At 59.4% G+C, this 20,279-nt stretch carries 20 protein-coding genes and 1 pseudogene; 19 read left to right on the top strand and 2 right to left on the bottom strand.

The genetic code is table 11. The features are described 5' to 3' along the window. Positions 1–356: 356 nt before the first annotated feature. From flhA to ACF0H7_RS22465, 14 genes are all read left to right on the top strand, one after another. Positions 357–2,486, top strand: coding sequence for a flagellar biosynthesis protein FlhA (flhA, locus tag ACF0H7_RS22530; RefSeq protein WP_397449065.1), 2,130 nt, complete (start codon positions 357–359; stop codon positions 2,484–2,486). Positions 2,487–2,497: 11 nt separating this feature from the next. Beyond that, a complete protein-coding gene (flhF, locus tag ACF0H7_RS22525; RefSeq protein WP_397449064.1) occupies positions 2,498–3,829 on the top strand; it encodes a flagellar biosynthesis protein FlhF in 1,332 nt (443 codons plus the stop codon). Positions 3,830–3,944: 115 nt separating this feature from the next. After that, positions 3,945–4,778, top strand: coding sequence for a flagellar synthesis regulator FleN (gene fleN / locus ACF0H7_RS22520; protein WP_397449063.1), 834 nt, complete (start codon positions 3,945–3,947; stop codon positions 4,776–4,778). Beyond that, positions 4,772–5,515, top strand: coding sequence for an RNA polymerase sigma factor FliA (gene fliA, locus ACF0H7_RS22515; protein WP_397453985.1), 744 nt, complete (start codon positions 4,772–4,774; stop codon positions 5,513–5,515). Before fleN ends, fliA begins: the two co-directional genes overlap by 7 nt. A 256-nt stretch (positions 5,516–5,771) precedes the next feature. Next, positions 5,772–6,146, top strand: a complete 375-nt coding sequence (locus ACF0H7_RS22510; protein ID WP_219060460.1) for a chemotaxis response regulator CheY — start codon at positions 5,772–5,774, stop codon at positions 6,144–6,146. Between the two features lie 19 nt (positions 6,147–6,165). Further along, the gene (locus ACF0H7_RS22505) at positions 6,166–6,954 is read left to right on the top strand and encodes a protein phosphatase CheZ (RefSeq protein ID WP_397449062.1); all 789 of its coding nucleotides are present in this window, start codon (positions 6,166–6,168) and stop codon (positions 6,952–6,954) included. 29 nt (positions 6,955–6,983) lie between these two features. Beyond that, on the top strand, positions 6,984–9,248 hold the full coding sequence (locus ACF0H7_RS22500; protein WP_397449061.1) for a chemotaxis protein CheA: 2,265 nt from the start codon (positions 6,984–6,986) through the stop codon (positions 9,246–9,248). Between the two features lie 51 nt (positions 9,249–9,299). Then, entirely contained in the window at positions 9,300–10,442 is a 1,143-nt protein-coding gene (locus ACF0H7_RS22495) for a chemotaxis response regulator protein-glutamate methylesterase (protein ID WP_397449060.1), read from the top strand. Further along, positions 10,442–11,182, top strand: a complete 741-nt coding sequence (locus tag ACF0H7_RS22490) for a flagellar motor protein (protein ID WP_397449059.1) — start codon at positions 10,442–10,444, stop codon at positions 11,180–11,182. The genes ACF0H7_RS22495 and ACF0H7_RS22490 overlap by 1 nt, the downstream gene beginning before the upstream one ends. Positions 11,183–11,192: 10 nt before the next feature. Next, a complete protein-coding gene (motD, locus tag ACF0H7_RS22485) occupies positions 11,193–12,080 on the top strand; it encodes a flagellar motor protein MotD (RefSeq protein WP_397449058.1) in 888 nt (295 codons plus the stop codon). Between the two features lie 45 nt (positions 12,081–12,125). Continuing rightward, on the top strand, positions 12,126–12,914 hold the full coding sequence (locus tag ACF0H7_RS22480; protein ID WP_397449057.1) for a ParA family protein: 789 nt from the start codon (positions 12,126–12,128) through the stop codon (positions 12,912–12,914). 87 nt (positions 12,915–13,001) lie between these two features. Further along, positions 13,002–13,892 carry a CheW domain-containing protein gene (locus ACF0H7_RS22475; protein WP_397449056.1) on the top strand — a complete coding sequence of 297 codons (891 nt, stop codon included), beginning with the start codon at positions 13,002–13,004 and terminating at the stop codon, positions 13,890–13,892. A 55-nt stretch (positions 13,893–13,947) separates the two neighbouring features. Next, positions 13,948–14,427 carry a chemotaxis protein CheW gene (locus ACF0H7_RS22470; protein WP_397449055.1) on the top strand — a complete coding sequence of 160 codons (480 nt, stop codon included), beginning with the start codon at positions 13,948–13,950 and terminating at the stop codon, positions 14,425–14,427. Between the two features lies 1 nt (position 14,428). Beyond that, positions 14,429–14,830, top strand: coding sequence for a DUF2802 domain-containing protein (locus ACF0H7_RS22465; RefSeq protein WP_397449054.1), 402 nt, complete (start codon positions 14,429–14,431; stop codon positions 14,828–14,830). Between the two features lie 574 nt (positions 14,831–15,404). Here ACF0H7_RS22465 and ACF0H7_RS22460 read toward each other — a convergent pair. Both ACF0H7_RS22460 and ACF0H7_RS22455 read right to left on the bottom strand, forming a co-directional pair. Then, on the bottom strand, positions 15,405–15,725 hold the full coding sequence (locus ACF0H7_RS22460; RefSeq protein ID WP_397449053.1) for an EscU/YscU/HrcU family type III secretion system export apparatus switch protein: 321 nt from the start codon (positions 15,723–15,725) through the stop codon (positions 15,405–15,407). Further along, a pseudogene (locus tag ACF0H7_RS22455) lies at positions 15,725–17,298 on the bottom strand (flagellar hook-length control protein FliK). The gene ACF0H7_RS22460 and the pseudogene ACF0H7_RS22455 overlap by 1 nt, the downstream one beginning before the upstream one ends. A gap of 164 nt (positions 17,299–17,462) precedes the next feature. On the opposite strand from ACF0H7_RS22455, the gene ccmA reads away from it, so the two are divergent. The 5 genes from ccmA (at position 17,463) to ccmE (ending at position 20,276) form a co-directional block, all read left to right on the top strand. Next, positions 17,463–18,098 (top strand): cytochrome c biogenesis heme-transporting ATPase CcmA, encoded by a 636-nt coding sequence (gene ccmA, locus ACF0H7_RS22450; RefSeq protein ID WP_397449052.1) that lies wholly within the window; start codon positions 17,463–17,465, stop codon positions 18,096–18,098. Further along, positions 18,095–18,766 carry a heme exporter protein CcmB gene (gene ccmB / locus ACF0H7_RS22445; RefSeq protein ID WP_397449051.1) on the top strand — a complete coding sequence of 224 codons (672 nt, stop codon included), beginning with the start codon at positions 18,095–18,097 and terminating at the stop codon, positions 18,764–18,766. Before ccmA ends, ccmB begins: the two co-directional genes overlap by 4 nt. A 63-nt stretch (positions 18,767–18,829) precedes the next feature. Next, complete coding sequence (locus tag ACF0H7_RS22440) at positions 18,830–19,630, top strand: heme ABC transporter permease (RefSeq protein ID WP_397449050.1); 801 nt, start codon at positions 18,830–18,832, stop codon at positions 19,628–19,630. Next, entirely contained in the window at positions 19,627–19,803 is a 177-nt protein-coding gene (ccmD, locus tag ACF0H7_RS22435; RefSeq protein WP_397449049.1) for a heme exporter protein CcmD, read from the top strand. The genes ACF0H7_RS22440 and ccmD overlap by 4 nt, the downstream gene beginning before the upstream one ends. Continuing rightward, entirely contained in the window at positions 19,800–20,276 is a 477-nt protein-coding gene (gene ccmE / locus ACF0H7_RS22430; protein ID WP_397449048.1) for a cytochrome c maturation protein CcmE, read from the top strand. The genes ccmD and ccmE overlap by 4 nt, the downstream gene beginning before the upstream one ends. Positions 20,277–20,279: the final 3 nt, after the last annotated feature.

Genomic DNA, 20,279 nt, shown 5'->3' with positions numbered 1-20,279 from the left:
GACTTCGGGATTCAATTCGCTCAGATTTATTTGTGAACACGGTCTTTGTAGGAGCTGCCGAAGACTGCGATAAGGTCCGAAGGACCTTCAAAAATGTCCCATCCCCGCGACCGGTTCCCGGTCGATCGCAGCCTTCGGCAGCTCCTACAGAAATCGTAACCAGCTTTTGATCTTGATCTTCGCGATTCAATTGACGAAACCTACTATCGCCCCGTTCCCAGAAGGACTCCTACAGTCCCATGACACCCACCCCCTTCTTTTTAAACACCACCCCATAGTTGGAAAGCTTCTTGCAATACCCCTGTCACGTCGCTTATGGCGTCAAAAGTTTGATTTAGCGTGCAGGTAAAAAATCGGTGGATCGCTCTCAATTAATCAACGCAGCACGCAGCAACGCCGCCAGTCTCGGTCGTGGCAATCTGGGCGTGCCTTTGCTGTTGTTGGTCATGCTGGCAATGATGATGTTGCCCATGCCACCGTTCCTGCTCGACGTGTTCTTCACCTTTAACATCGCGCTGTCGATCGTGGTCCTGCTGGTGTGCGTATACGCCCTGCGGCCGCTGGACTTTTCGGTATTCCCCACCATCCTGCTGGTCGCGACGCTGCTGCGCCTGGCGCTGAACGTAGCGTCGACCCGTGTAGTAATGCTCCACGGCCAGGACGGCCACGCCGCTGCCGGTAAGGTGATCCAGGCCTTCGGTGAGGTGGTGATCGGCGGTAACTACGTGGTCGGTATCGTGGTCTTCGCGATTTTGATGATCATCAACTTTGTCGTGGTAACCAAGGGTGCCGGGCGGATTTCCGAGGTGAGCGCGCGTTTCACCCTCGACGCGATGCCCGGCAAACAAATGGCCATCGACGCCGACCTCAACGCCGGCCTGATCGATCAGCCTCAAGCCAAGCACCGTCGTCTGGAAGTCGCCCAGGAAGCCGAGTTCTACGGCTCCATGGACGGTGCCAGCAAATTCGTGCGCGGTGACGCCATTGCCGGTCTATTGATTCTGTTCATCAACCTGATCGGCGGCATGGCGGTGGGTATCTTCCAGCACAACATGAACTTCGCCGACGCAGGCAAGGTTTACGCGCTGCTGACCATTGGTGACGGTTTGGTGGCGCAATTGCCATCACTGTTGTTATCCACAGCTGCGGCGATCATGGTGACCCGTGCTTCCGGTTCGGAAGAAATGGGCAAGCTGATCAATCGGCAGATGTTCACTTCGTCCAAGGCGCTGTTCGTAGCGGCGGGCTTGATGGTGGTCATGGGGCTCGTGCCTGGTATGCCGCACTTTTCCTTTATCAGCTTGGGTGCAATGGCTGCCGGGTTCGCGTACATGGTCTGGAAGAAGCAGAACGTGATCAAGGTTCAAGCGCTGCAGGAGGTCAAGCGTCAGCAGGAGCTGCTGCCTTCTCCATCGCGGGCGCAGGATTCCAAAGAGCTGGGCTGGGATGACGTGTCCGCCATCGACATGATCGGCCTGGAAGTGGGTTATCGCCTGATTCCGCTGGTGGACCGTAACCAGGGTGGTCAACTGCTGGCGCGGATCAAGGGCGTGCGCAAGAAGCTTTCGCAAGAGCTGGGCTTCCTGATGCCCACGGTGCATATCCGCGACAACCTCGATCTGGCGCCCAGTGCTTATCGTCTGACGCTGATGGGCGTGACCCTCGCCGAAGCCGAGATCTACCCGGACCGCGAATTGGCGATCAACCCGGGTCAGGTGTTCGGTACGCTCAACGGTATCAGCGCCAAAGACCCTGCCTTCGGCCTCGAGGCGGTGTGGATCGAAATCAGCCAGCGCAGTCAGGCGCAGTCCCTTGGCTATACCGTGGTCGACGCCAGTACCGTGGTGGCAACCCACCTTAACCAGATTCTGTACAAGCACTCCCATGAGCTGATCGGCCATGAGGAAGTGCAACACCTGATGCAGATGCTGGCCAAAAGTTCGCCCAAGCTGGCTGAGGAGTTGGTGCCGGGTGTGCTCTCCCTGTCGGCATTGCTCAAGGTATTGCAGGCGTTGCTCTCGGAGCAGGTTCCCGTCAGGGATATCCGCAGCATCGCCGAGGCGATCGCAAATGCCGCCCCTCGGAGTCAAGATACCGCCGCTTTGGTGGCCGCCGTACGTATCGGATTGTGTCGTGCCATCGTCCAAAGCATTGTGGGGATTGAGCCGCAGCTGCCTGTTATCACCCTGGAGCCAAGGTTGGAACAAATATTGCTCAATAGTCTGCAGAAGGCTGGTCAGGGTCAGGAAGAGGGCGTTCTTCTTGAGCCAAGCATGGCTGAAAAGCTCCAGCGCTCTCTGATTGATGCTGCCCAGCGCCAGGAAATGCAGGGTCAGCCAGTTATTTTGTTGGTCGCAGGACCGGTTCGCGCCATGTTGTCGAGGTTTGGGCGTCTGGCTGTACCGAATATGCACGTTCTGGCGTATCAAGAAATTCCCGACACCAAACAAGTCACGATCGTCGCGACTGTCGGGCCTAACGGCTGAGGTAGTGAGTCATGCAAGTTAAGCGTTTTTTCGCCGCCGATATGCGCCAAGCCATGAAACTGGTTCGCGATGAGTTGGGCGCCGATGCAGCCATCATTGGAAACCGGCGGATTGCCGGCGGCGTAGAGCTGACTGCTGCCCTGGATTACAAGCTTTCCGCGCTGGCGCCACGTGTGCCGAACATCGAGCTGGAAGACGAGCTGCGCAAGACTCAGTCGCGCATCGTCTCCGCACAAGCCGAATTGGGTACGCGTGGTGAAGGCGAGTCACTGATCAATCGTCAACTGTTCTCCGGCGCGTCGCTGAGCGCGGCCGATAACCATATCGAGCCGACCTTCGACGAACCGGCACGTCCAGCGCCTCAGGCGTCGTACACGGCCCCAGTTGAACCGACCATCGGCCTGCGTGCCTATGAGTCGATGCGCTCCGAATTGAACGGCCTGCGCGAATTGCTCGAAGTGCAGCTAGGCTCGCTGGCGTGGAACCAGTTGCAGGGCAGCCGGCCGCAACAAGCCAACCTATGGCGTCGTTTGCAACGCATTGGCCTGTCCGGTCCGCTGTCGCGCGATCTGCTGGCTATGATTGCTGATATTGAAGAGCCCCGTCAGGCGTGGCGCATGTTGTTGGCGCACCTGGCGCGGATGATCGTGACCCCTGACGTCGAGCCGCTGGAAGAAGGTGGCGTGATCGCCATGGTCGGTCCGGCGGGCATGGGCAAGACCACTACGCTGGCGAAGCTGGCCGCGCGGTATGTCTTGAAATACGGTCCGCAGAACATTGCACTGGTGAGCATGGACAGCTACCGCATCGGTGCTCAGGAGCAACTGAAAACCCTGGGCCGGATTCTCAATGTGTCAGTGACCCATATCGATCCGGGTCAATCATTGGGACAGGCGTTGGAACCCTTGTTGCGCAAGCGGGTGGTCTTGATCGACACCGCAGGCCTGCAAGCGAGCGACCCGGCACTGCGCATGCAGTTGGAAAGTCTTGCCGGGCGTGGGATCAAGGCGCGTAATTACCTGGTGCTGGCAACGACTAGCCAGAAGCAGGTTCTAACCGCCGCCTACCACAGCTATAAACGTTGTGGTCTGGCCGGCTGCATTCTTACCAAGCTGGATGAAACCGCCAGTCTGGGGGAAGTATTAAGTTTGGCCATAAGCCATGAATTACCGGTGGCTTACCTCACGGACGGGCCGCGAATTCCGGATGATTTGCACTTGCCGCGACGGCACCAACTGGTCAGTCGCGCGGTCAGTGTGCAAATGCAGGAAGAGCCTAGCGAGGAAGCTATGGCAGACATGTTCGCGGATCTTTATCACAACCCTAACAAGCGGGTTGGGTAAGGCATGACATTGGAATGTACCTACATCACGAACTGTGGGGCGCTGTTCACACAACCAGCACCCCTGCATTCAGTAATGTGGCCTCGGTCTAAGCAACACAAGGTAAAGAAATAACATGGGCAGCATGCATCCCGTACAGGTTATCGCAGTGACTGGCGGCAAAGGTGGCGTCGGTAAGACTAACGTGTCAGTGAACCTCTCGCTGGCACTGGCTGAGCTCGGCCGGCGCGTCATGTTGCTGGATGCCGATCTGGGTCTGGCAAATGTCGATGTCCTGCTGGGACTGACCCCGAAACGCACCCTGGCAGACGTCATCGAAGGGCGTTGCGAGCTGCGTGACGTCTTGCTTCAGGGGCCAGGCGGCATTCGTATCGTACCGGCGGCCTCGGGCACGCAGAGCATGGTTCACCTGACACCGGCGCAACACGCCGGGCTGATTCAGGCGTTCAGTGACATCGGCGACAACCTCGACGTACTGGTGATCGACACCGCTGCAGGTATTGGTGACTCGGTAGTCAGTTTTGTCCGCGCCGCCCAGGAAGTGCTGCTGGTGGTCTGCGACGAACCGACCTCGATCACCGATGCCTACGCCCTGATCAAATTGCTCAACCGCGATTACGGCATGAACCGCTTCCGCGTGCTCGCCAACATGGCGCAGAGCCCGCAGGAAGGCCGCAACCTGTTCGCCAAGCTGACCAAGGTCACCGACCGCTTCCTCGACGTCGCCCTGCAATACGTGGGTGCTGTGCCGTACGACGAATGCGTGCGCAAGGCCGTACAGAAACAACGTGCGGTGTATGAAGCGTTTCCGCGCTCCAAGTGCGCCCTTGCGTTCAAGGCCATTGCGCAGAAAGTCGACACCTGGCCGTTGCCGGCGAACCCGCGTGGGCACCTGGAATTTTTCGTAGAGCGACTCGTACATCAGACGAGTGCAGGACCCGTATCATGACCGCCAGCGGCTACCGCATGTACAGCAAGTCATCCAAAGACTCCCAGTACGAGCTGATCGAGCGCTATGCGCCGCTGGTCAAACGCATTGCCTATCACTTGCTGGCGCGTTTGCCGGCGAGCGTACAGGTCGAGGATCTGATCCAGGCCGGCATGATCGGCTTGCTCGAGGTATCGACCAAATACGACGCCACCAAAGGCGCCAGTTTTGAGACCTACGCCGGGATTCGTATCCGTGGCGCCATGCTCGATGAAGTGCGCAAGGGCGATTGGGCCCCGCGTTCGGTGCATCGAAATACGCGCATGGTGAGCGACGCGATTCGGGCAATTGAATCTAAAACGGGTCGTGACGCTAAAGATCACGAAGTTGCGGCCGAACTCCAGTTAAGTCTCGATGATTATTACGGGATTTTGAACGACACCTTGGGCAGTCGCTTATTCAGTTTTGACGACCTGTTGCAGGACGGCGAACACGAAGGGCTGCATGAGGATGGCGCAAGCGCTCAGCTTGAGCCGTCGCGGGACCTTGAAGATGAACGCTTCCAGGCCGCGTTAGCCGATGCGATAGCCAATTTGCCAGAGCGTGAGCGACTGGTGTTGGCGCTGTACTACGACGAAGAGCTGAACCTCAAGGAAATCGGTGAAGTATTGGGGGTCAGCGAGTCTCGGGTCAGCCAGTTACACAGCCAGTGCGCAGCTCGTTTGCGAGGGCGTTTGGGGGAGTGGCGAGCGCGTTGACAGGCCATGTGTGACCCTTGGTGGTCGCAGGTTGTCTGTAAGCCGGCTGTGCAAAGCGTTACGAGCGAAGAACAAGACTAGGCAGGAGCCGGTCAGTCAGGGCCTTGTGGCCTGCTGTGCCTGTTTTCCGATCTGTTGATTACCAAGCCCGTCATCGTTTCGTGCAGCCATTGCGTGCTGTGCCCGTTTTGATTGAACAGCGTATTCAGGTGCTGGATACGTTAAAGACTGCTTGGAGGTCGAATTGGACAAGAACATGAAAATCCTCATCGTTGATGACTTCTCAACGATGCGGCGGATCATTAAAAACCTGTTGCGTGACCTGGGGTTCACCAACACCGCGGAAGCAGATGACGGGACAACCGCGCTGCCGATGCTGCAAAGCGGCAGCTTCGACTTTCTGGTGACCGACTGGAACATGCCTGGCATGTCCGGCATCGACTTGCTGCGCCACGTGCGTGCCGATGAGCGCCTCAAGCACCTGCCGGTGTTGATGGTGACGGCCGAAGCCAAGCGTGATCAGATCATTGAGGCCGCTCAGGCCGGTGTGAACGGTTACGTGGTCAAGCCCTTCACAGCCCAAGTGCTGAAAGAAAAGATCGAAAAGATCTTCGAGCGCGTCAATAGCTGATGTTTGCCGCGAGGGCTCTATGGAGCAGAACGAATCGTCAATGGGCGACTTTGAGTCGACCCTGAAAAAACACGCACAGGAATTGGTCCAGAGCCTTGAAAAAGGCAGGTTTGGCGATGCTGTGCAACTCATCCATGAGCTGAATCAGACTCGTGACCGTGGCCTGTATCAGGAAGTCGGCAAATTGACCCGCGAGTTGCACAGCGCGATCGTCAATTTCCAGATCGACCCGAACATGCCACAGGCCGAGGAAGTCTCGCAGATCACCGACGCCACCGAACGCCTGTCATACGTGGTCAGGCTGACCGAGAATGCGGCCAACCGGACCATGGATCTGGTTGAGCAAAGCACGCCCTTGGTCACGGGGCTCAACACTGACGCTGCTGCCTTGAGTGCCGATTGGGGACGCTTCATGCGTCGCGAAGTCGGTGCCGAAGAGTTCCGCGAGCTGGCGCGCCGTGTCGAAGGTTTCCTGGCGCGCAGCGAAACGGAAACCAAGCTGGTGTCGACCAATCTCAACGATATTCTGTTGGCGCAGGATTACCAGGACCTCACCGGTCAGGTGATCAAGCGCGTGACCAAAATGGTCGCGGAAGTGGAGTCAAACCTGCTCAAACTGGTGCTGATGGCCAGCCAGGTCGATCGCTTTGCCGGGATCGAGCATGACCATCAATCGATCCGCACAGAACAAGATCAAGAAAAAAATCTGGCACAGGGTGAAGGTCCGCAGATTCATGCCGATAAGCGTGAAGACGTCGTATCCGGACAGGATGATGTTGACGATCTGTTATCCAGCCTGGGCTTCTAGGTCGATTTGAAATTTTAGGGAGCACCCCAATGAGCTTCGGCGCCGATGAAGAAATCCTTCAGGATTTCCTGGTAGAGGCCGGCGAGATTCTCGAGCAATTGTCCGAGCAGCTGGTCGAGCTGGAAAGCCGACCTGATGACGCGGACTTGCTCAATGCAATTTTTCGCGGTTTTCACACTGTAAAAGGGGGCGCCGGCTTCCTCCAGCTGCATGAGCTGGTGGAGTGCTGCCACATCGCCGAGAACGTGTTCGACATCCTGCGCAAGGGTGAACGTCGCGTTGACTCGGAGCTGATGGACGTGGTTCTCGAAGCGCTGGATGCGGTCAACGGCATGTTCACTGAAGTGCGCGAGCGCACCAGCGTGACCCCGGCCACCCCGGAGCTGCTTGCAGCCCTGGCACGCCTGGCCGAGCCAGCCTCTGCCGACGAGATTGCCGCCGCAGCACCTGTTGCTGTCGCGTCGCCAATGGTCGAAGAATCCGAAGACATTACCGACAGTGAGTTCGAGCAACTGCTGGACTCGCTTAACGCGGTCAAGGCTCAGGCAGCGGCTGGCGTGGTGGCACTGAGCGTTGCAGAGCCCGCCTCGATCTACGCCGGTGGCGCAACGGGTGCTGACCCGACGAGCGACGACATCTCCGACGCCGAGTTCGAGTCACTGCTTGATCAACTGCACGGCAAAGGCCAGTTCGCCGCCGATGCAGCGCCGGTTGCGCCAGTGGTTAGCGCCGCTGCGCCTGCCAGCAATGAAATCACCGACGACGAATTCGAAGCACTGCTTGATCAGTTGCATGGCAAAGGCAGTTTTGTCGCCGATGCCCTGGAGTCGACCACAGCTGTTGCCGTCGCCGCTCCGGTAGCGCCGCAGGCAGTGGCAGTCGCCGCCAGCGGTGACCAGATCACCGATAACGAATTTGAAGCGCTGCTCGATGAGCTGCACGGCAAAGGCAAGTTCGAACCTGAAGTGGTCGCCGCTGCGCCGGTTGCAGCAGCAGTTGCCGCCGCGCCGGTGGCCGCCAAGCCCGTCGTAGCTGCGGTCGCCAAAGCGCCTGAGCCAGCGAAAGCCGTTGCCGCGCCAGCACCTGCCAGAGCGCCTGTTGCGGAAAAGCCAGCTGCCTCCGAAGCCGAAACCACGGTACGGGTCGACACCGCGCGCCTCGACGAAATCATGAACATGGTCGGCGAGTTGGTGCTGGTGCGTAACCGTCTGGTGCGCCTGGGTCTCAACAGTGGTGATGAAGCCATGTCCAAGGCCGTGTCGAACCTCGACGTGGTCACGGCAGACCTGCAGACCGCGGTGATGAAAACCCGCATGCAGCCGATCAAGAAAGTCTTCGGTCGCTTCCCGCGACTGGTTCGCGACCTTGCCCGGCAGTTGAAGAAAGAAATCAACCTGGAGCTGGTCGGCGAAGAAACCGACCTCGATAAAAACCTGGTCGAGGCACTCGCCGATCCGCTGGTCCACTTGGTGCGTAACGCGGTGGACCACGGAATCGAATCGCCGGAAGAGCGCGAAGCGTCGGGCAAGTCCCGTGGCGGCCGCGTGATCCTTTCGGCGGAGCAGGAAGGCGACCATATCCTGCTGTCGATTTCCGATGACGGCAAAGGCATGGACCCTAACGTCCTGCGCTCCATCGCGGTCAAGCGTGGCGTGATGGACAAGGATGCGGCCGATCGTCTGAGCGATACCGACTGCTACAACCTGATCTTCGCCCCGGGGTTCTCGACCAAGACCGAGATTTCCGATGTGTCCGGGCGTGGCGTGGGCATGGACGTGGTGAAAACCAAAATCGCCCAGCTCAACGGCTCGATCAACATCTACTCGACCAAGGGCCAAGGCTCGAAGATCGTCATCAAGGTGCCGTTGACCCTGGCGATCATGCCGACCCTGATGGTGATGCTGGGCAACCAGGCCTTCGCTTTCCCATTGGTCAACGTCAACGAAATCTTCCACCTCGACCTGTCGCGGACCAACGTCGTCGACGGCCAGGAAGTGGTGATCGTGCGCGACAAGGCCTTGCCGCTGTTCTACCTCAAGCGTTGGCTGGTTTCGTCGGCCGCCCATGAGGAACAACGTGAAGGGCATGTGGTGATTCTCTCGGTTGGCACCCAGCGCATCGGCTTCGTCGTCGATCAACTGGTGGGTCAGGAAGAGGTGGTCATCAAGCCGCTGGGCAAAATGCTGCAGGGAACGCCAGGTATGTCGGGCGCCACCATTACCGGTGACGGTCGTATTGCCTTGATTCTCGATGTTCCGAGCATGCTCAAGCGTTACGCCGCGCGGCGTATTTGATTTCGGTGCTGCGGGTCGCACGAAGCGCCCGCAGCACCTATTGGAGTGTTTATGGCAGTCAAGGTCCTGGTGGTGGACGATTCAGGTTTCTTCCGCCGCCGCGTCTCGGAAATTCTTTCTGCGGACCCGAATATCCAGGTAGTCGGCACGGCGACTAATGGCAAGGAAGCGATCGAACAAGCGCTGGCCCTCAAGCCTGACGTGATTACCATGGACTACGAGATGCCGATGATGGACGGCATCACGGCGGTGCGGCATATCATGCAACGCATCCCGACCCCGGTCTTGATGTTCTCCTCGCTGACCCACGAAGGTGCCCGCGTTACGCTGGACGCACTGGATGCCGGGGCAGTGGATTTCCTGCCGAAAAACTTCGAAGACATCTCGCGCAATCCAGAGAAGGTCAAACAACTGCTGTGCGAAAAGATTCAGAACATCGCTCGCAGTAATCGTCGTTTCAGTGGTTTCAGCGCACCGGCGGCCCACGCAGCTCCCGCGCCGAGCACTTCGGCAGCGCCCACCAGCAGCAGTTTCAACACCAGCACATCGACCGCGCGTCCATTGCCGACGCGTGCCGCCGTCCCGGCCGCCCACACTACCTCGTCGCATCACTCGCCAGCGCCCAAGCGCAAAGCCTACAAGCTGGTGGCGATTGGTACGTCGACCGGTGGCCCGGTGGCTTTGCAGCGGGTCCTGACCCAACTGCCAGCCAACTTCCCGGCACCGATCGTACTGATTCAACACATGCCGGCGGCCTTCACCAAGGCCTTCGCCGAACGTCTGGACAAGCTGTGCCGGATCAGCGTCAAGGAAGCCGAGGATGGCGACATCCTGCGTCCGGGCCTGGCACTGCTGGCCCCCGGCGGCAAACAAATGATGGTCGACGGTCGCGGCGCGGTGAAAATCCTGCCGGGCGACGAGCGCCTGAATTACAAGCCGTGCGTGGACATCACTTTCGGTTCCGCCGCCAAGTCCTACGGTGACAAGGTTTTGGCGGTGGTGTTGACCGGCATGGGTGCAGACGGTCGCGAAGGTGCGCGCCTGCTCAAGCAGGGCGGCAGCCATATCTGGGCGCAGGACGAGGCGAGCTGTGTGATCTACGGCATGCCCATGGCCATCGTCAAAGCTGACCTCGCGGATGCGGTGTACGGTCTGGACGATATTGGCAAGCATTTGGTCGAGGCTTGTATCTGATGGACGTATTAAGCCTTATCGGGATCATCCTGGCGTTTGTCGCGATCATCGGCGGCAACTTCCTCGAAGGCGGGCACCTGGGTGCATTGCTCAATGGTCCGGCGGCCTTGATCGTGTTGGGTGGCACCCTGGCGGCGTCACTGCTGCAAGCCCCAATCAGCGCCTTCATGCGCGCGATGCAGATCGTGCGCTGGATCATTTTTCCACCCCGCATCGACCTGTCTGGCGGCATAGATCGCGTGGTCAACTGGAGCCTGACCGCCCGCAAGGAAGGCCTGCTGGGTCTGGAAAGCGTTGCCGATGCCGAGGCGGACACCTACGCGCGCAAAGGTTTGCAGTTGCTGGTCGATGGTGCCGAGCCGGAAGCAATTCGCAGCATTCTGGAAGTGGATTTCATCACCCAGGAAACCCGCGATATCCAGGCTGCCAAAGTCTTCGAAGCCATGGGCGGTTACGCACCGACCATCGGCATCATTGGTGCGGTCATGGGCTTGATCCATGTGATGGGCAACCTCGCGGACCCGAGCCAGTTGGGTAACGGTATCGCCGTCGCGTTCGTCGCTACCATCTACGGTGTCGCATCGGCCAACCTGATTCTGCTGCCGATTGCCAACAAGCTCAAAGCCGTTGCCATGCGCCAGTCGCGTTATCGGGAAATGCTGCTCGAAGGCATTCTGTCCATCGCCGAGGGTGAAAACCCGCGTTCGATCGAGTTGAAGCTGCAAGGCTTCATGGAGTGAGGCTCTAGTCATGGCTCGTCGTCGTCCGCCTGAAGAACACGAAAATCACGAACGCTGGCTGGTGTCCTACGCGGACTTCATTACCTTGCTGTTCGCGTTTTTCGTGGTCATGTACTCCATCTCGTCGATCAACGAGGGCAAGTACAAAGTGCTGTCCCAGGCACTGATCGGCGCCTTCAATGAAACCGACCGCAGCCTCAAGCCGATCCCCATCGGTGATGAACGTCCGTTGACGGTCAAGCCGGCCGAGCCCTTGATCAAGGACAGCGAAGAGGTCGACGCCGGCCTCGCGCAAACCTCGGTCACGCCGTTGCAGGCGATTGCCAACGACGTGCGTGACGCCTTTGGCGACCTGATCAAATCCAACCAATTGACCGTGCGTGGCAACGAGTTGTGGATCGAGATCGAACTCAACTCCAGCCTGTTGTTCGGCAGCGGTGATGCCATGCCAAGCGATGTGGCGTTCAACATCATCGAGAAGGTCGCGAAGATTCTGCATCCGTTCGACAACCCGGTGCACGTCGAAGGCTTCACCGACGACCAGCCGATCCGTACCGCGCAGTACCCGACCAACTGGGAACTGTCCTCGGCGCGGGCGGCGAGCATCGTGCGCATGTTGGCCATCGACGGCATCAACCCGTCACGGATGGCTTCGGTAGGCTATGGCGAGTTTCAACCGGTAGCCACCAACGCCACGGTCGAGGGCCGCGCGCACAACCGCCGGGTAGTGCTGGTGATCTCGCGCAACCTCGAAGTACGCCGCAGCCTCACGGGTTCGGGCAGTGCCAATGCAAAACCGGATGCCGCGTTATCCAGGGCTGGCACACAAACTGCACCGACCAAGGTCACACAGCCGGTTCGCGGGAACGCCGTCAATTCTCCGTCACCGGCCTTATAGTCAGTTCTCGGTAGCGCCAACGCATTGCCGGGAGGAAAACGCACAATGAGAGTCTGGGCAGTAGCCAATCAAAAAGGTGGCGTCGGTAAGACCACTTCTTCCATCGCTTTAGCCGGTCTGCTGGCACAGGCGGGCAAGCGCGTGGTCGTTGTCGATCTGGACCCCCATGGCTCCATGACCAGTTACTTCGGCCACAACCCCGACACCCTGGAACACAGCAGCTACGACCTGTTCCAACACAAGGGACTGGTACCGGATGGCTTGCCCGGGCAACTGCTGTTGCCCACCAGCGATGAACGTATTTCCCTGCTGCCGTCGAGCACGGCGCTGGCGGTACTGGAGCGTCAGTCGCCCGGACAGGGCGGCCTCGGCCTGGTGATAGCCAAAAGCCTGGCGCAGTTGTGGCAGGACTTCGATTATGCGGTCATCGACAGCCCGCCGTTGCTCGGCGTGTTGATGGTCAATGCGTTGGCGGCCAGCCAGCAGTTGGTGATCCCGGTGCAGACCGAGTTCCTTGCCGTCAAAGGTCTGGAACGGATGGTCAGTACCCTGGCGATGATCAACCGCTCGCGTAAGGTCGCGCTGCCGTACACCATTGTCCCGACCTTGTTCGACCGCCGCACCCAGGCCTCGATGGGCACGCTGAAAACCTTGCGCGATAACTTCCCGGAGCACATCTGGAACGCCTACATCCCGGTGGACACGCGCCTGCGTGATGCCAGCCGGGCAGGGGTCACGCCTTCGCAGTTCGATAACAAAAGCCGCGGTGTATTGGCCTATCGGGCGCTGCTCAAAGACCTGCTGACCCAGCAGCTCGTTGCGCAGGTGGCCTGACGTGTTGTGCTTTCCATCACCGACGGATTCAAGTCGGACGCCGGCACAGCCGATAACCCGTAAAGGCCATTATGTAGGGGCACCCTTATGAGCCGCCCTGTCGATATCGCTACACGGCCGCAAGTTGCATTGCAGTCATACCTGGACGCCTTGCTCCAGGACGCCACTGAAGAGCTGACGGTCGAGGCGGCGCTGGATGAGTTTCAGGCTGCGGTCCTCGAAGAGCAGGCCCGTGATGCCGTCGTCAACGCAGCACTGGCCGCGGTGTCGGTGAAAGCGCCGTCGCCCGTTGTGGTGGCCGTTGCCGCGCCGGTTCCGGTGATTGCCGAAATCATTGCTCCCATTGCGGCAGCGCCGGCCCCCGTGGCCCTGGCGCCGCGCGTGGTGGTCGAGCCCGTTGCAGCTGAACCGATTGTAGACACACCGAGTGTGGCCTTTGTCGAACCGGTGGTGGAGGTGCATCGTCCAGCCGGTGGTGGCGCGCTGCCGCCCGCGAGCGAAGACGGTCGTCCGGCGTGGGCTGCAGAGCCGTTTGAATGCCTGCTGTTCGACGTCGCTGGCCTCACGCTGGCGGTGCCACTGGTCTGCCTGGGCTCGATCTACTCCCTGGCGGGCCTGGAACTGACACCTTTGTTTGGTCAACCGGACTGGTTCCTGGGCATTCTGCCGAGCCAGAGCGGCAACCTGAAAGTCCTCGACACCGCACGTTGGATCATGCCCGACCGCTACCGCGATGACTTCCGTCAGGGCTTGCAATACGTGATCTCGGTTCAGGGCTATGAATGGGGGCTGGCGGTGCATCAAGTCAGCCGCTCGTTGCGCCTGGATCCAAACGAAATCAAATGGCGCACCCACCGCGGCCAGCGTCCCTGGCTGGCGGGCACAGTGATCGAACACATGTGCGCGCTGCTGGATGTATCCGAATTGGCCGAGCTGATAGCCAGCGGCGCGGTCAAGCAAATGGGCAAAATCAAATAATCATAAGGCGGCACTCAATGCCGTCTGTACAGCACACACTTGAGGGGTTTGGGGTATGAATAAGTCGTCTGCACAAGGTTCCGAAGATCCTATCCTGCAGTGGGTGACCTTCCGCCTGGATAACGAGACCTACGGCATCAACGTGATGCAGGTCCAGGAAGTGCTGCGCTACAGCGAAATCGCCCCGGTTCCGGGTGCGCCAAGCTATGTGCTGGGCATCATCAACCTGCGCGGTAACGTCGTCACCGTAATCGACACCCGTCAGCGCTTCGGCCTGGCACCGGTGGAAGTCAGCGACAACACCCGTGTGGTGATTATCGAAGCCGACAAGCAAGTGGTCGGGATTCTGGTCGACAGCGTTGCCGAAGTGGTCTACCTGCGTCAGTCTGAAGTCGAAACCGCGCCTAACGTGGGTAACGAAGAATCGGCCAAGTTCATTCAGGGCGTCTGCAACAAGAACGGCGAACTGCTGATTCTGGTTGAGCTGGACAAGATGATGTCTGAAGAAGAGTGGTCGGACCTGGAGAACATCTGAGTTGATTTTTGAGGCCGCGGTTATTTTTCTGGGCATCCTTTGGGTGCTCTCGCTGACGCTGTTTTTGTCGTACAGCAAGCGTCAGCGGCTGCTGGTTGCCGAACTTGCCGAAGGCAATGGATTGCGCGACCTGCGGCTCAAGGAGTTGGCAAAGCGTCTGGATAACTACCAAAGCGGTACGATTCGCATGGGTGAGGATCTGCACGAACTGCGTGCGGTGATCGGGCCGTTGCCGGATAAACTGGCGCAGCTTGAACAGCGTGATCCTACTTCTCTGTCCTTTGCCCAGGCCGCGCGTCTGGTGGGGATGGGCGCGAGCGTGGATGAGTTGACTGTTTCTTGTGGGTTGACTCAGGCTGAGGCGCAGTTGATGAGCAAGTTGCATCGGCATTCGGCTGAGTGATTTTTTTGGTTTTTTTGGGCGTGTGAATATCCTGCATCTGCGTGTGCTGTTGTTACGGTTCCGCTCTTACAGCGGGTCACTTTTGGCAAACGCCCCAAAAGTAACCAAAAAGTCTTGCCCCATCATCCGGCCCCTCGCTTAGGCTCGGGGTCCCTTCACTCCGGCGCTGTTCCGGGGGCACGCCACGACCCACCATCCCTGGCGGGGGTCGTGGCTCGCTCGACATCCATGTCGAGCGTCCCCCGGAACATCACCTGCGTTCAGCCTCCTGAAAACGGGGCCTCTTTCCGACCTCGGGATTCAATACGCTTAGTACTTCTGCGGACTCGATTTTTTGTAGGAGCCAACTTGTTAGCGAGCAGCTTGACGCGGTGTATCAGACACAACACCGACCCCCTGTAGGAGCTGCCGAAGGCTGCGAATGGCATTGAATCGCGGCGACCGGTTCCCGGTCGATCGCAGCCTGCGGCAGCTCCTACAGAAGTCGTTTCTGATTTTGATCTTGGCGATCTAACTGACGAAACCCACTATCGCCCCGTTCCCAGCCGTATGGTAATAACGGGTATGTACCCAATCAAACAGGCGTTATATCCCGCTCCACCGGTCCAACATCCGGATCCTGCCCCACCGGAAACTTCCCCTTCAAATGCCACGCAAACGCAATACTCTCCGCAATCGTCAAATACAGCGCCTGCGGAATACTGTCGCCCAACTCCATCCGCGCCAGCAGTTTCACCAACTCGGCATTCTCATAAATCGGCACCTCATATTCCCGGGCAATCGCCAGAATTGCTTCGGCCAATTGATCGTCGCCCTTGGCGGTCAAAGTCGGTGCCTGCTGGCCATCGTACGTCAGCGCAATCGCCTGACGCGGGGTGTTGTCGGTTGCAGTCATCAGGCAGTCTCGTCAACCCAGCGTTGTTCAAGGGCCGTACGCTGACCCTGCGGCGGCGTACCCCGGTGGCATTCCAATTCATTGACGTTGATGCCCGACGCGATCAAGCGTTCACGCAGATGCCCCAATTGGCTCGCAATCAGCTCGGCACTGTGCGGGCGCTCAGCCCACAGTTGGCTGGACAGGCTGCCGTGAATCAACTGCGCCTGAACCTGCAACGGCCCCAGCGGCTCCAGATCGAATGCCAGCTCGACCCGCCACAGCTTCTCTTTCGGCGGCCTGACGCCGTTCTCGTCCTTTTCCTCCGACGAATCCTTATCCGGCGGGTCCTCGCGCTGCACCTTGACCTGCAACGGCACGATGTCTTGCAGGTTGCGCATGGGGATCTCCAGTTGCCAGGTGGTCAATTGCGTACCATCGGCGGTGGTGCGGGTTTGTTCCAGGCCGGAGAGTTGGTGGCTTTGCAAACGTGACACCGCCGCAGCGGCAAGTTTAAGCAGGGTTTCCAGGTCCTCGGCATTGCCAGGATTCAGATTGCGCGAGGTCAGCGGGAAGCTGCTGGGCTGCGTCTTGTCACTGACCAGGCCGAGAGTGCCTAGGGCGTTGCGGATCACGCTGGGCATGAGCCGCGCCATGGTGTTGGCGGCGGCTGCGGCGTCGTAGCTGCCTCCCGGCAGGTTAGGCAGAATTTGCGCAATGACCCGTAACAGGTTCGCTTTCAAGTCCGGCGTCAGCAAAGGGTCTTGGCCACTCAGCAGCTTGGCTTCGAGGAACGGACCGCTGGCGATGAGCGCCTGGGCCACGGTTTTCGGATCGGACATTTGCTGAATGTCCGGCAAGTCAGCCAAGAGTTGATCGATGCTGGCACGCAGCGCCGGTGGCAGGCTTTGATCCTGTTGGACGTTTTGCAGCAGGGTGAGCAAGCCCTGTAGCGAACCCTGGCGGCTTTGCTGGGTGGTCAGTTGCTGGGTGACGGCCAGTTGGTCGAGGCGGCTGCTTAACTGCACGAAGTTCAGCGACTGCGAGCCTTGCACCTGAGCGCTCAACAGGCTGCCGACGTTCAGCGGCTGCGGACTGTCCACGCTCAGGCGCGTGCCGGCCAATACGGTGTTGAGCAGGGTGATTATGTTGCGGTACATCGCCGGTTGCCCGGCAGCTTGCGGCAACAGCAGGCTACTCTGCACGGTGCCTTGCAGCAGCGTGCCGACCGGCAGTTGTTTGGTGTCGATGCTCAGCAGGCTGGCGATGGCCGAGGCCTGGCTCTGCTGCACGGTAATGGCAAGGCTGCTGGCACTGGGTTGCGAAACCAGCAGGTTGGTGCCCACCGGCAGCGACTGCTGACTGCTGGCTTGCACCAGTGGGCGCTCGCCGTTGTTCAGATTAAGGCGTAGCAGCAACTCAAACGACTGGTCCGTCTGTTTTTGCCCGACCACCTGAGCAGAGGCGGTCTCGCCGTTGCCCAGCAAGCCCTGTGACGGTTGCAGCAATTTAAGAACATCGCCCGGAATCACACCGGCCTTGACCAGGACGGCGGCGGAGGAGAGGGGGGCAGGCTGCTGATGTCGCCAGTCATGTAGGGTTACAACCTATCGAAATTGCCCTCTTTTTAGTAGGACATGGCATGTATAATGCCGCCCCGTCTAAGATGGCGCGATATTTATTAAAGTTCATCAGTATAACGGCTGCCGTTTAGCCGACTTGAACCGCCGACCTCTCGATAAAAACCAAAGGCCAGCCATGTCCAGCCCCCTTCTTGAAGCCGTGGCGCTTGCTTGCGAGCGTGATTGGCGGATGCTGTTCGAAAACCTCGAACTGCGTCTGGCTGCCGGTGACATGCTTCAAATCAGTGGCCCGAACGGCAGCGGCAAGACCAGCCTCCTGCGTTTGCTGGCCGGGTTGATGCAGCCGACGGCGGGTGAAGTGCGGCTCAATGGCCTGCCACTGGCACAGCAGCGGGTCGAGTTGACCCATAATCTACTGTGGATTGGCCATGCGGCGGGGATCAAGGATTTGCTGACCGCCGAAGAAAACCTCGCCTGGCTGTGCGCCTTGCACCGTCCCGCGGAACCGGCACAGATCCGCCAGGCGCTGGAGGCGGTGGGGTTGCGTGGTTTCGAGGATGTGCCGTGCCACACCTTGTCGGCGGGTCAGCAACGGCGGGTGGCGCTGGCGCGGTTGTACTTGGACAGTCCGCCGCTATGGATTCTCGACGAACCGTACACCGCCCTCGATAAACAGGGCGTGGCGCAACTGGAGCAACATCTGGCTGAGCATTGCGAACGCGGTGGAATGGTGGTCTTGACCACTCACCACACGCTGACTCGCCTGCCGGCCGGTTATCGGGATCTTGATCTGGGGCAGTGGGCCGTATGAGTCATGTGTTTACCCTGTTGGTCGCCCGTGAAGCGCGTCTGTTGTTTCGCCGCCCGGCCGAGTTGGCCAACCCGCTGGTGTTCTTTGCCATCGTGATTGCCCTGTTTCCGTTGGCCGTCGGTCCGGAGACTCAGTTGTTACAAACCTTGTCGCCGGGATTGGTCTGGGTCGCGGCGCTATTGTCAGTCCTGCTCTCGCTTGACGGCCTGTTTCGCAGTGATTTCGAAGACGGTTCGCTGGAGCAGTGGGTCCTTTCGTCGCACCCCTTGGCTCTTCTTGTTTTGGCCAAGGTGCTGGCACACTGGGCGTTTTCCGGGCTGGCATTGGTGTTGTTGGCACCGCTGCTCGCCTTGATGCTGGGCTTGCCCGGCGAATGCCTGCCGGTGCTGTTGATTTCATTGCTGCTGGGCACGCCTGTCCTGAGCTTGCTCGGCGCGGTGGGGGCGGCATTGACCGTGGGTTTGAAGCGGGGCGGATTGTTACTGGCGTTGTTGATCCTGCCTTTGTACATTCCGGTATTGATCCTCGGCAGCGGCGCGTTGCAAGCCGCGCTTCAGGGCATGCCGGCGACCGGTTATCTGCTCTGGCTTGGCAGCCTGACCGCCCTTGCGGTAACCCTGACACCGTTTGCAATAGCCGCTGGCCTGAAGATCAGTGTCGGCGAATAATTGAGGTCTGATAACACCCGCGTGACAGGGCGGGCGGTCAGCAAAGACCCGGGATGTACCGTGATGAAAGGCACCGTAGTAAAAGGCGGCATCAGTTGGGCCTGGTTCCATAAACTGGGTTCGCCGAAATGGTTTTATGGCATCAGCGGGCGCCTGCTGCCCTGGCTGAGCGTGGCTGCCGTGTTGCTGATTGGCATTGGTCTGGTCTGGGGCCTGGCGTTCGCACCGCCCGATTACCAGCAAGGCAACAGTTTCCGCATCATCTATATCCACGTGCCGGCGGCGATGCTGGCGCAGTCCTGCTACGTGATGCTGGCCGTGTGCGGCGTGGTCGGACTGGTGTGGAAGATGAAGATCGCTGACGTGGCGTTGCAGTCCGGAGCGCGTATTGGTGCCTGGATGACCGCCGTGGCGCTGGTCACCGGCGCGATCTGGGGCAAGCCGACCTGGGGCTCGTGGTGGGTCTGGGATGCGCGTCTGACCTCAATGCTGATCCTGTTGTTCCTGTATTTCGGCCTGATTGCCCTCGGCAGCGCCATCACTAACCGCGATAGCGCGGCGAAAGCCTGTGCGGTATTGGCCATCGTCGGTGTGATTAACATTCCAATCATCAAGTACTCGGTAGAGTGGTGGAGCACCTTGCACCAGGGCGCCACCTTCAGCCTTACGGAAAAGCCGGCAATGCCTGCCGAAATGTGGCTGCCGCTGCTGTTCATGGTCCTTGGGTTCTACTGTTTCTTCGGTGCGGTGCTGTTGATGCGCATGCGCCTGGAAGTGCTCAAGCGTGAAGCGCGCAGCGCCTGGGCCAAGGATGAAATTCTGAAAAGCCTGGGCCAGGCCCCGGTAAAAGGAGCGACGTTGTGAGTTTTGCCTCCTTCAGTGAGTTTCTGGCCATGGGACATCATGGCTTGTACGTCTGGACCGCCTACGGCATCTGCCTGACGGTGCTGGTCCTCAACGTGGTCGCACCGGTAGTGGCGCGACGACGTTATCTGCAACAAGAGGCGCGACGTCTGCGCTGGGAGAATCAAAAGTGAACCCGCTGCGCAAGAAGCGACTGTTAATCATCGTCGGCATCCTGGCTGGCGTCGGTATTGCCGTGACCCTGGCCTTGAACGCCTTGAAAGAGAACATCAACCTGTTCTACACCCCGAGCCAGATCGCCAATGGCGAAGCGCCCCATGACACCCGTATTCGGGCTGGCGGCATGGTCGAAAAAGGCTCGCTGCAACGCTCCGGCGACTCGTTGGACGTCAAATTCGTGGTCACCGACTTCAACAAATCGGTGACCATCACCTATCGCGGCATTCTTCCGGACCTGTTCCGCGAAGGGCAGGGGATTGTCGCCTTGGGCAAAATCAACGCCGATGGCGTGGTAGTGGCTGATGAAGTGCTGGCCAAGCACGACGAAAAATACATGCCGCCCGAAGTCACCAAAGCGCTGAAAGACAGCGGCCAGAGCGCGCCGGTATCGTCGTCGGCATCCTCCACACCAGCAAAGCAGGGGTAAACC

It is taken from the genome of Pseudomonas sp. NA-150 (assembly GCF_044336365.1).
In the GTDB taxonomy this organism is placed as follows: domain Bacteria; phylum Pseudomonadota; class Gammaproteobacteria; order Pseudomonadales; family Pseudomonadaceae; genus Aquipseudomonas.
The sequence above is the reverse complement of the archived record's forward strand: the minus strand, read 5'-3'. Positions and strand labels throughout refer to the sequence as shown.